The 11,714-nt window shown below is 59.1% G+C and carries 9 protein-coding genes, 2 tRNA genes and 1 pseudogene; 6 read left to right on the top strand and 6 right to left on the bottom strand.

Going from position 1 to position 11,714, the window contains the following annotated elements:
* Positions 1 to 264: transposase (locus tag VEB01_RS04460; RefSeq protein ID WP_324873171.1), on the top strand; the 264-nt coding region annotated here is incomplete at its 5' end.
* A pseudogene (locus tag VEB01_RS23030) lies at positions 264 to 1,172 on the top strand (tyrosine-type recombinase/integrase); the annotation flags it as partial. The gene VEB01_RS04460 and the pseudogene VEB01_RS23030, both read left to right, overlap by 1 nt.
* Before the next feature lie 106 nt (positions 1,173 to 1,278).
* Here the strand turns inward: VEB01_RS23030 and VEB01_RS04455 are convergent.
* The 4 genes from VEB01_RS04455 to uvrC form a co-directional block, all read right to left on the bottom strand.
* A tRNA-Cys gene (locus VEB01_RS04455) sits at positions 1,279 to 1,352 on the bottom strand.
* 54 nt (positions 1,353 to 1,406) lie between these two features.
* A tRNA-Gly gene (locus tag VEB01_RS04450) sits at positions 1,407 to 1,482 on the bottom strand.
* Positions 1,473 to 2,093 carry a CDP-diacylglycerol--glycerol-3-phosphate 3-phosphatidyltransferase gene (pgsA, locus tag VEB01_RS04445; RefSeq protein WP_324873169.1) on the bottom strand — a complete coding sequence of 207 codons (621 nt, stop codon included), beginning with the start codon at positions 2,091 to 2,093 and terminating at the stop codon, positions 1,473 to 1,475. Before pgsA ends, VEB01_RS04450 begins: the two co-directional genes overlap by 10 nt.
* Before the next feature lie 2 nt (positions 2,094 to 2,095).
* Positions 2,096 to 3,934: an excinuclease ABC subunit UvrC gene (uvrC, locus tag VEB01_RS04440; RefSeq protein WP_324873167.1), complete on the bottom strand. Its 1,839-nt coding sequence runs from the start codon at positions 3,932 to 3,934 to the stop codon at positions 2,096 to 2,098.
* Between the two features lie 195 nt (positions 3,935 to 4,129).
* Here uvrC and VEB01_RS04435 point away from each other — a divergent pair, with 195 nt between their 5' ends.
* Positions 4,130 to 5,323, top strand: a complete 1,194-nt coding sequence (locus tag VEB01_RS04435; RefSeq protein ID WP_324873165.1) for a hypothetical protein — start codon at positions 4,130 to 4,132, stop codon at positions 5,321 to 5,323.
* Between the two features lie 51 nt (positions 5,324 to 5,374).
* Positions 5,375 to 6,655 carry an MFS transporter gene (locus VEB01_RS04430; RefSeq protein WP_324873164.1) on the top strand — a complete coding sequence of 427 codons (1,281 nt, stop codon included), beginning with the start codon at positions 5,375 to 5,377 and terminating at the stop codon, positions 6,653 to 6,655.
* 9 nt (positions 6,656 to 6,664) lie between these two features.
* Here the strand turns inward: VEB01_RS04430 and lplT are convergent, their stop codons facing one another.
* Positions 6,665 to 7,825 (bottom strand): lysophospholipid transporter LplT, encoded by a 1,161-nt coding sequence (gene lplT / locus VEB01_RS04425; RefSeq protein WP_324873163.1) that lies wholly within the window; start codon positions 7,823 to 7,825, stop codon positions 6,665 to 6,667.
* A complete protein-coding gene (locus VEB01_RS04420; protein ID WP_324873162.1) occupies positions 7,822 to 9,972 on the bottom strand; it encodes an AMP-binding protein in 2,151 nt (716 codons plus the stop codon). The genes lplT and VEB01_RS04420 overlap by 4 nt, the downstream gene beginning before the upstream one ends.
* A gap of 151 nt (positions 9,973 to 10,123) precedes the next feature.
* On the opposite strand from VEB01_RS04420, the gene VEB01_RS04415 reads away from it, so the two are divergent.
* Complete coding sequence (locus VEB01_RS04415) at positions 10,124 to 11,122, top strand: alpha/beta hydrolase (protein WP_324873160.1); 999 nt, start codon at positions 10,124 to 10,126, stop codon at positions 11,120 to 11,122.
* Positions 11,123 to 11,459: 337 nt separating this feature from the next.
* Positions 11,460 to 11,714 (top strand): helix-turn-helix domain-containing protein (locus tag VEB01_RS04410; protein ID WP_324873159.1); only part of this gene is annotated, 255 nt, incomplete at its 3' end.

The following is an 11,714-nucleotide window of genomic DNA, read 5'->3' as shown; positions in this document are numbered from 1 at the left end:
GCGGAAGCGCGGCGCCTCGCCGCCAAGCTGGAGATTCACTACACGCCCAAACATGGCAGTTGGCTGAACATGGCCGAGCTGGAACTGAGTGTGTTGGCGCGGCAGTGCCTGGCCGAGCGCATGGACAGCCAAGCGCACCTGACGCGCGAAGTCGCTGCCTGGGAAACCCGCCGGAATACCGTCCGCGCCAAAATCGATTGGCGTTTCACCACCGACAATGCGCGCATAAAGCTCAAGCATCTTTACCCTTCAATTCAACCTTGATGAAGCACTACTACGAACATCCGCGCGATGAAGGTGGAAAGCGAAAGCTTACGCCGCTCGGGTCGAACCTTGCCGAAGCGAAACGGAAATGGGCAGAACTCGAATGTCAGCCAGTACCGGCCGATGTTCGATCACTGTCCTACATCTTCGACCGCTACGAACAAGAGGTCAGTCCTACAAAAGCCCCTCGAACCCAACGCGATGATTCGGAACGACTCAAGCAACTTCGCCCGGTCTTCGGACACTGCCTCATCGATAGCATCACGCCGCAATACATCCGGCGTTATCTCGACGCGAGAACCGCCAAGGTAAGAGCTAACCGTGAAATCGCGTTATTCTCGGCGATCTTCAACAAAGCCCGAGAATGGGGCTACACCAACAAGCCGAATCCGGTTCAAGGTGTGGCCAAGAACAAAGAATCCGGCCGAACGCTCTATGTTACGGACGAAATGTTCGCCCTTGTTTACAAGAACGCCGATCCGATCATCCAAGATGCCCTTGATCTCTCATATTTAACGGGCCAACGTCCGGCCGATGTGTTCAAACTCAAATGGGATCAAATCCGAGAGGGTGCTATCTGGTTAGAGCAACGAAAAACAAAAGCCAAGCTCCGGATTGAGCTTATCGGCGAGCTGGCCGAAGTCATCGAGCGTATCAAAGCGCGTGGAGCTCGGGAAGTAACGATCCTGACCGATCCCAAAGGACAACCCTTAAAACCCTTCGGTTACTTCCGAAGTCATTTTGACAAAGCGAGAGACAAGGCCGAAAGGGAGGCTCAAGAACTCGGGATTTCCTTTGAACGCTTCCAACTTCGTGACCTTCGCGCTAAAGCCGCTTCGGATCTCGAAAGTATGTCTCAAGCCAGGAAACTACTGGGACACGCCACCGAAAACATGACGCGTCAGTATGTCCGAGCCAGGGTAGGGGAGAAAGTAATGCCCGTCATGGCGAAAAGTCTTTTCGCCAAAACAACCGATGAAGAAGGAGAAGAAGCCTTAGAAGGCCCGGAATCATTGGAGGCTGAGGTCGGAATCGAACCGGCGTCCACGGCTTTGCAGGCCGCTGCATGACCACTCTGCCACTCAGCCTAAGTGGGCTCGTGAAAGTAAAAAGCCGCGTTTCTTATCGCGGCTTTCTAAACTTGGAGCGGGAAACGAGACTCGAACTCGCGACCCCAACCTTGGCAAGGTTGTGCTCTACCAACTGAGCTATTCCCGCGTACTGTCGAGAGTTGGAATTTTATGGATCGCTGGCTTCTTTGTCAACTCTTCGTCATCGCCTTTCAGGACCGGCAGCGCCGCTTTCAGATAATTGACCATGGACCAAAGCGTCAGTATGGCGGAAATCAGCAGGAAAAACTGACCGAGGTTCTTTAGGAATTGCAGCCAGATATCCATGCTGAGCAAAAGCGTGACGATCGAGACCATCTGGGTGGTCGTTTTCCATTTGCCCAGCCAGGATACTTCCACCCTCTTGCGCTCTCCGATTTCCGCCATCCATTCGCGCAGGGAGGCGATCGTAATTTCGCGCCCAATGATCACCGCCGCGGCGATAGCCACATAAGGGCTGGGGTCCGCCTGTACGATCAAGACCAGCGTGACGGCCACCATCAACTTGTCGGCTACCGGATCGAGAAATGCACCGAAGCGGGTGGTTTGGCTCATTTTGCGGGCTAAATAGCCGTCCAACCAATCGGTAACGGCGGCGATGGCAAAAACCAATGCGCAGGCGATGTGGGCGCCACTCCACGGCAGATAGAAAAAGACGACCAGGACCGGAATCAAGACGATCCGAAGTAACGTCAAGTTAGTGGGGAGGTTTAACTCCATCTTCAGCTTTCTCTCTCGTGAAACGTTTCGTAAATGCGCTTTGCCAACTGATCGCTGATGCCCTCGACGCTGCTTAATGCGTCCACGCCGGCACGGCTGATTTCCCTGAGGCCGCCGAATTGTCGCAACAGTTGTTGGCGACGCTTTGGACCCAATCCGGCGATATCGTCGAGCGCGGACTGTTTTTTCGCTTTGGCCCTTCGCTGACGATGCCCGGTGATGGCAAAACGGTGGGCTTCGTCACGAATCTGTTGAATCAAAAGCAGGGCAGGAGAGTGGCTGGGCAGGATGATGGCATCTGATGATCCCGCCGGGAAGAGCATTTCCATTCCCGGCTTGCGGTCGGGACCCTTGGCGACTCCGATGGTGCGGATTCGGTCCATCTCGAGTTCGGCCAGAGTCTCGCGCACCGCGTTGACCTGGCCTTTGCCGCCATCGATGAAAAGGATATCCGGCGCGTCGATTTCGCCTTGCTTGATTCGCTGATAGCGCCGCGAAACCGCTTGCGCCAAGGCGCCATAATCATCGCCGGGCGTAACGCCCTCGATGTTGAACCGGCGGTAGGCGGACTTGACCGGGCCTTGCCGGTCGAATACCACGCAGGATGCGACGGTTTGGTCGCCCTGCGTATGGCTGATGTCGAAGCATTCCAGGCGTCTCGGCGGCTCCGGACAGTGCAACGCCTCGCCCAGACTGAGGAAACGCGCGTAGAGGTCCTGACGGTTCGCCAGTTTCGCATTCAAGGCGTTTTCGGCATTGATGAGTGCCAACTGCAGGCGCTTTTGCCGTTCGCCGCGGAGCCGTGCGGAGATCTGTACGGAGTGGCCGGATTGCGTGGCGAGCACTTCCTCCACCAGTTCGGCATCCTCGATCGAATGGCTGATGAGGATTTCACGGGGAATATGCTTCCCGAGGTAATACTGGGGAATGAACGCCGCCAGAATGCTGCCCGGATCGTGTTCTTCCATCATGCTCGGGAAGAAGGCGCGGTCGCCGATCTGCTGCCCGCCGCGGATGAACAACATCTGAACGCAGGCGACATTGCCGTTGAGCGCGCAGGCGATGATGTCCACGTCGCCGTGTTCGCCGTGCACCGCCTGCTTGGCCAGGACGGTTCTCAAGGTGGCGATCTGGTCGCGGTAGCGCGCCGCCCGCTCGAATTGCAAATCGGACGCGGCCTTTTCCATGCGCCCCGCCAAGTCGTCGATCAGCCGTTTGCCGTTCCCTTCCAGGAACATGGCGGTATCCTGCACGTCCTGGGCATAGGTTTCGCGATCGATTAGATCCACGCAAGGCGCGGTACAGCGTTCGATTTGGTATTGCAGGCAGGGCCTAGAGCGATTTTGGAAATACGAATCCTGACACTGGCGCATGGGAAAAATCTTCTGAAGCAGTCTTAGGCTTTCCCGAACCGCACCGGCGCTCGGATAAGGTCCGAAGTAGCGGCCTTGCTTGCTCTTGGCGCCGCGGTGGAAGGTGACGCGAGGGAATGGCTGATGGGTTGAAACATAAATGTAAGGATAGCTCTTATCGTCGCGCAAGTTGATGTTGTAGCGCGGCTTGTGGCGCTTGATGAGCTGGCTTTCCAGAAGCAGCGCCTCGCCTTCGGTGTGCGTTACCCTAACGTCGACCGAGCGGACTCGGGCCACCATGGCTTGTTGTTTGGGCGAGCAGTCCTTGGTCGAAAAGTAGCTCGATACCCGCTTTTTCAGGTTTTTCGCCTTGCCGACGTAAATCACTTCGCCTTTTTCGTCCAGCATCCTGTACACGCCCGGTAGCTGGGTCAGTGTTTCCAGAAATGCTTTGATGTCGAAGGACGGAGCGTCTTCGCGCAAATTCATGACAGACAGGCCGATTCGTCAAGAAGAGATCATTATAATCCTGAAAGCTCCGGGACACTCAGTTTGACCATCTACCACCCTAGGCTTCGACAAGACCGGGTATCCGAACAGGTTGCTACTGAATTGGCACATGGAGCGGCGATAATGAGGCGAGACGGCAAAAATTTAAGACTTCGAACCTTCCAGTTCTTAACCATGACAGCGATATCGAAATGCTCAATAGGCTTCATCGGCTTAATCCTGCTGTTCTTAACGGGAATGTCTTGGGCCGGACCGGCGCAATCGGAGCGTGTTCTGATAGAGACCATCATTCGCTCCGATTGTGCCCACTGCCGGGCGGAAAAAGAGTTTTTGGAGGTTTTGACACGGATTGAAACCGGCATTGAAGTGCGTTTCCACGACATCGCCACTAAAGACGGCGCGGAGCTCTTCAGGGCGGTTGTTGAGCACTCCAAGCTGCCTTGGTCGCTGCCCATTACAATCGTGGGGACCGATTTGGTACACGGATTCGATGCGCCGGAAACCACCGGCCGGCAAATAGAACGCTTGATCGAACAGAATCGGGGACGCGCCGGTCAGGGGTTCGAGGCTTTGCTGGGTGGTTCGGCTGCTGGCATGGACGCGGAACCGTCGTCCTTTTTTGTGAAACTGCCGTTCCTCGGCGTAGTCGACGCGGCGGTTTGGTCGTTGCCGATGCTGGCGGTCACGCTCGGGTTTCTGGACGGCTTCAACCCGTGCGCCATGTGGGTGTTGGCGACCTTTCTTCTCGTGCTGGTGCAAATCGGATCGCGGCGCCGCATGTGGGCCGTGGCCGGGTTGTTCATCGTCGCTGAGACGGTGATGTATTTTCTGATACTGAACCTGTGGTTTCAGGTATGGGATTTCGTCGGCATGGATCGGGTCATCACCCCATTGGTCGGTGTCGTGGCCATCGGCGGCGGGCTGTTTTTTCTCTACGAGTGGTTTAAGTCGCTCGGGACCGAAATGGCCTGCAAGGTTGTGAACCTGGAACAGCGCTCCCGCATCGTGCGGCGGATCAACCGCATCTCCTCGGGCGAGTTCGGCGTTGTGACCGCCTTGGCCGTGATCGGATTGGCTTTTTCGGTGAATATCATCGAATTCGCGTGTTCCATCGGCTATCCGCAAGCCTTTACCAAGATCGTCGAGATGAATCGCCTGGGATTTTGGTCCACGGAGGCGCTGATCGGGCTTTATACCCTGTTTTACATGGTGGACGACTTTTTGGTGTTCGGTCTGGCGTTGTGGGGTTTTGGCAAACTTCAGCTGACTCAGAAATACTCGCAGTGGACGGCGCTCATCGGCGGTTTGCTGATGATAGGGCTCGGTTGGCTCCTCGTGTTTCACCCCGACAAGCTGCGTTTGATGTAGGCGACAGGCCGATACCGATGCTATTTCTGATTTAGATCGACTAATACCAATATGGAAACTCCCGACTCGACTTCTCTCCGCTCCCGCGAATGGGCTTGGGCGCTCTATGACGTGGCGACCTCATCCTTCGCCACCACCGTGATGGCGGCTTTTTTTCCGGTGTTTTTCAAGCAGTACTGGGCGAGCGGGCTACCGGCAACGGAAAGTACCTTTTGGTTGGGCGCGGTGAGTTCGGTGGGCGCCCTAGTCGCGCTGGTTCTGGCGCCGGTGCTCGGGTCGCTGTCCGATGCTGGCGGTTGGAAAAAGCCCTTGCTCGCCCTCTGCGCATTCATCGGCATCGCCATGACCGCGGGACTCTTCTGGGTCGAGCAGGGCGACTGGGAATTGGCGCTTACCCTTTTCGCGCTGGGGCTCGTGGGGTTTTCCACCGGAATGGTTTTTTACGACGCTCTGCTGCCGTCGGTCACGATTCCCGCGCGCTTCGAGCATGTATCCGCATTCGGGGTGGGGATGGGTTATCTCGGCGGCGGTTCGCTCTTCGCCGTCAACATCCTGATGACACAAAAGCCGGAGTGGTTCGGCCTCGCGGATGCATCCGCCGCGGTCCGGATATCGTTTTTGTCCGTGGCCGTGTGGTGGTTCTTATTCACCCTGCCTTTGCTGTTCGTCGTGCGCGAGCCGCCGACCCGGCGCGCAAGCGGTACTGCCGCGGTGAGGTCTGGTCTGCGCCAGCTTCGGGAGACTTTTCGGGACGTGCGGCGGCTCAAGGTCGTCATGCTGTTCTTGGGCGCCTATTGGCTGTATATCGACGGCGTGGACACGATCGTCCACATGGCGGTGGATTATGCACTAGCGATCGGCTTCGACGCCGGCGGGTTGATGCTGGCCTTGCTCGTCACGCAAATCGTCGGCGTTCCGGCAACGCTCGCCTACGGCTGGCTCGGTCAGCGCTTCGGCGCCAAATCCGGCATTCTCGCCGGGCTCGCGGCGTACGCGTTGCTGGTGGTTTGGGGTTCCGTCATGAGTCAGCAATGGGAGTTTTACGGGATCGCCGTTGGCATCGGGTTGGTTCAGGGCGGTGTTCAGGCCCTCAGCCGGGCGCTTTACGCGCGCCTCATTCCGAAAGCGAAGGCCGGCGAGTTCTTCGGTTTTTTCAATCTGCTCAGCAAGTTCGCGGCGGTCCTCGGCCCCGTACTGGTGGGGATCGTCAGCCACGCCACGGGCGAACCGCGGCTTTCGATACTCTCGTTGCTGGTGCTGTTCAGCCTGGGCGGCGGACTGCTCTGGCGCGTCAACGTGGCGGAAGGCGAACGGCGCGCCGGGGAGTTGTAGGGTAACCCGCTACACAGCCGGTTGCCTGGGGAGACGCCAGGATACGAGTACCGTCAAGGCCAAGACGGCCACGCCCAAGGCCAAAATCGCCGCCACCGGGCCCGTGCCATGGGCCGACGCGAAGGTATAAATTCCCATGCTCACAAGCATCGCGGCGTTCTGAAAGAAGTTTTGGATCGCCACGGCGCCGCCGCTGCCGACCGTGCGATGACCGAGCTGTTGGATCGCCGCGTTGAGCGGCACTACGAACAGGCCGCCGGCGATGCCGATGGCAAGCAGCGTCGCCCTGGCCGGCCAGAGGCTGTCGACGCCCGCCAAGAGCAGAAAAAACAGGCTCAGCGCATAGGCTGCGAGCCGCGCGCGCCGGATGTGTTCCAGGGAAATGAGTCGCGGGACGACGCCCGAGCCGATGACGATGCCGACGGCGAGGAAAAGGGTCAATTGTGCAATCTCCCCCGCGGTCTGCGTATTGAGCACCTGCGGCGCCCAAGCCACGAGAATGACGCGCAGGGTAGTGGCGCAGGCCCAGAACAGGCTCAAGGCCAACAGCACCAGCCGCGCGCGTTCCGAAGCCAGAAGCCCTTTCATCACATGCGCGAGCTTGGCTAGGGACGAAACCGCATGGGGGCCGCGCGCCGGCAATTTCGGCAGCATGAGCGTGGCCGCGGCGGAAATGCCATAGAACGCGACGATCAAGCCAAGGGCGAGTTCGATCGAGGCATCGGCGAGCTTTGCGCCGATCACCGTACCCAGCAGGATCGCGGCAATGGTCGCGCCTTCGATCCAGCTGTTGACCCTGACCAACTGCGTGTGATCGGTCAGTTCGGGCAAGATTCCGTATTTGGCGGGGCTGTAGGTTGCCGCGCCCGCGCCGACGACGGCATAGCCGATCAGCGGCTCGACGCCGAGCAGAATCAAAAGCCCGCCGAGCGCCTTGACGATATTCGCCAGAATCAGCACCTTCGGCTTCGAATGCCGGTCGGCGAACGCTCCGACCCAGGGCGTCAGCATGACAAATGCCACAAGGAAAACGCTCTGCAAGGCTGGGACGTACCAAGGGCCCCGATCACCCGTTTGCAGCACGATCGCGATGACCGTGAAGAGCATGGCGTTGTCCGAGAACGCGGAGAGAAACTGGGCCACGACCAGCGAACGAAGTCCCCGGCTCATGGCTCGCTCCCTTCCCGGACGAAGCCCGTCAGCGCCGGATAATCGATCTTGCCGGTGGCGAGCAGGGGCAGTTCGCGGAGCACCCGGATATCCTTGGGCAGATAGAGTTCGCCGAGACCATCTTTCTGGGCCTGAGCCGCCAACGCGGCTCGATCCGCATCGCGGTGCTCGGTCGCGAGTACGATCTTTTCGCCTTTCTTGGGATCGGGCAGCGTAACCGCCGCATGCCGCGGCCCCGGCCAAATCCGCGCGGCCAGCTCTTCGACCGCGGCCAGCGACACCATTTCCCCGCCGATCTTGGCGAACCGCTTGACTCGGCCGAGAATGGTGACGAAACCTTCCTCGTCGATACGGACGATATCGCCGGTGTCGTACCAGCCCAGTCCGTATCCGGAAGCCGGCGGTCCCAGTTCGCCGGGGCGCTCCGGGCGGAGATAGCCCAGCATTACGTTCGGGCCCGCGACATGGAGGCGCCCGCCCTCGGCCACGCCGGGCACGTCTTCCACCCGCCATTGGATGCCGGGGAAAAAGCGACCCACGGTGCCTTCCCGGTAATACATGGGCGTGTTCGCGGCCAATACCGGGGCGGTCTCGGTGGCGCCGTAGCCTTCCATCACCCGGAGGCCGAATTTCTCGACCCATAGCCGGCGGGTGTCGGCTTGCAGCTTTTCCGCACCGGCGAAGACGTAGCGGACGCTGTAGAAATCATAGGGATGGGCGTGCTTGGCGTAGCCGTGCAGGAATGTGTTGGTGCCGAACAGGATCGTGGCGTTGATGTCGTAGGCCACTTCGGGAATGATCCGGTAATGCAGCGGCGAGGGATACAGGAACAGTCGCATGCCCGACAGCAGCGGCAGCAGCGTGCCGGCGGTCAGGCCGAAGGCGTGAAAGACGGGCAGGACGTTGAGGATGGTGTCCTGGGCATTGAAATCGAAGCGCGCGGCGAGTTGCTCGCGATTGGCGAGAAGGTTGGCGTGCGAAAGCACGACGCCTTTCGGTTCACCCTCGGAACCGGAGGTGAACAAGATCACCGCCGGATCGTCCAGCCGGCGCTTGCCTCGGTACCAGTAATCGGCGGTGAGCGCGGCGAGGAGCGCCCTGATCTTGTCCGCAGCCCCCAATTCCTGGCCCAGGTCTTCCAGATAGATCACTCGAGCTTTTTCGGACAAAGCGTGCACTGCATCCTCGAGTTTGGCCGTGCCCACGAACCGCCGGGCCGTGACCACGGTCTTGATGTTCGCCGTGGCGCAGCTTGACAGGAGGTTGCGGGTTCCTGCGCTGAAATTCAGCATGGCGGGGATGCGCCCGTGGACCTGGAGCCCCAGGAATGCGGCGACCGTGCCGTTCAAGTTGGGCAGCAACAAGCCGACCGCTTCGCCGTCTTCGGTTTTTTCCGTCAGCTTGCGGCCCAATGCCAGGACCTGCGCGATCAGGCGATCGTAGGTGAGGGGCTTCCTCTGCACATCCTCCAGCACGCAGTGTCCGCCGCCGTGAATCCTTCGGGCATCGAGCAAGGCCGAGAACACCGTCTGCCGGTAATTGCTGGTTTCAAACATCATCTCGCTCATCAGATCGGACAACATGAGCCCGACCTGATGCCGCCGCTCGGGTCCGACCACTTCCGGCGGCGGATTCACTTCTCGAGGCGGCAGAATGTTCAGCGTGATCGGCGGAAACCAGCGCAGCCGCACCACTCCATGCAGGCGGGAAAACACCGTGTATTGGGTGCCGTCGATACGGATCGGCAGAACCGTAGCACCCGATTTTTCGGCGATGAGACCGGCGCCGTCGTAAATCTTCATCAATGCTCCGGTCACCGTGATGCGTCCTTCCGGGAAAATCACCGCTTTCCGGTTTTCTTTCAGGTAATGGGTCAGCGCCTTGACCGAAAGCGGCTGCGTCGGGTCCATCGGAAACACCTTCGCAAACCGGAGGGCCGGCCGTACCCACCATCGCTGGGCGATATGCGTATTGATCGCGAAAGTCACCTCGTCCGGCAAAAAGGCCCACAACAGGATCGGGTCGAGGTAGGAAGAATGATTGGCGGCGATCAGCACGCGAGCGCCGGCCTTTCGGTAATTTTCGAGGCCAATGAGCTTGATGCGAAACAGCCGGGCGAGAATCCAGCGAATAATTGTTTTAAGCATTGATGTTCACCTCCGGGAGAAAGTCTAGATCATAAATGAACACTGTTCAATATATCGGTCGAGGGTAAAACAAAAATTCGAGCAACCCCTGCGAACCTTCTTGATCAAAGGTAATATAGGGTCCGTCCTGTAATACCTGCCGGCTCTAGCCATGAATCTGAAAGTCCTTCATTTGTCCTGTTTCGTGCTTTTTCCATGCCTGTTGCTCGGCGGCTGTACGCCGCTCACTCATCCTACGGGAACGGATAAAGTCAAACCGCAGCTTCGCAAAGCCCATTTTGTTGCCGCAGACCGTACCGTTTTGCCGGTGCGATCCTGGCTGCCCGAAAACGGCGAAGCCAAGGCGGTCATCGTGGCGCTCCACGGTTTCAACGATTACAGCAACGCCTTCGCCATGCCCGGCCGCTACCTGAGCGAGCACGGCATTGCCTTGTACGCGTACGATCAGAGGGGTTTCGGAAATGCGCCGGGGCGGGGCCTATGGGCCGGAATGGATGCCTATGCCGATGATCTTAGGCAATTCACCCGATTGGTAGGGGAGCATCATTCAGGCAAACCCGTCTTCATCCTCGGCGAGAGCATGGGCGGAGCCTTGGCGATAGTCACGATGGCGTCGGAGCGGCCTCCCGCGGCCGACGGAATCATCCTCTCGGCGCCGGCGGTCTGGGGCCGGGACACCATGCCCTGGTACCAGCGGGTTTTGCTCTCGGTTTCTGTAAATACGGTGCCCTGGCTGCAGTTGACCGGAGAAAGCCTGGGAATTCTTCCTTCGGACAATATCGAGATGCTGCGCGGACTCGGACGCGATCCCCTGGTCATAAAAGAAACCCGGGTCGACGCGATTTACGGGCTGGTCAATCTTATGGACGAGGCTCTATCGCGGGTCGACCGGCTACATAAGGAGGTTTTGCTCCTCTACGGCGAACGGGATCAAGTGATACCCAAAGAGCCGGTTTCCGTAATGCTGAAGAAGTTATCGAAGATCGGGAGCGCCCGCGTGGCCTTTTACGAGCAGGGCTACCATTTGCTGCTGCGGGATTTGGGGGCCGCTCAACCTTGGGGCGATATCGCGGCATGGGTCGCAGATAGGACGCAGCCGTTACCGTCGGGGGCGGATAAGCGGGACATGCTGGCTCTCACCAATCCGTGAGGAAATCCAGGTGCGGGTGAGAGCGCACACTTACCGGTGTCCTGTGGCCCCGGCGTAGTAAGAAGCCGTTTGTAGCAGCGCGATATGCCGAACCCCAGCGGAAAGCCATCGCGCCGGAACAGCGGCGACTCTTAGAAGCTGCCTTCAAACTACTGCGCGCCACCATGCCGGCGTTGCTCAAGGGCTCAAAATCCTCATGTACGCTCGTGTACACTCCGGTTTTTCGCCCTTTCGCGCCTTGCCCTGACGCCGCTCGTGACGTTTGAAGACAGCTTCTTATTCCATTTCGCGATCATAAGGGTAACAATATGGCCTGTTCTTTCAGATGTGAACGGCCATGGCGAGACCCGCGAGTGGACGGGCCGTGTTGGCGCAGGCCAAAGCGGTTCTGGAGACGGCCCGGAATGTTGATGAGTTGAAGATGGCGCAAGCGGTCGTCTTGCCCTTGGAACTGGGGCTGACCCTACGGCAAACCGCCGCCGCAATCGGCGTTTCGCCGGGCTGGGTGTGCCGGCTGCGGCGCCGCTTTGAGCGGATTGTCCAGGGTGAAGAAAGCCCAAAGCCGCCGAGAGGCGGCCGGCGTCGAGAACTC

The sequence above is a fragment of the Methylocaldum sp. genome, from assembly GCF_035627495.1.
Classification (GTDB): Bacteria; Pseudomonadota; Gammaproteobacteria; order Methylococcales; family Methylococcaceae; genus Methylocaldum.
Note: the sequence above shows the minus strand (reverse complement) of the source record. Positions and strands in the feature narration are given on the sequence as shown.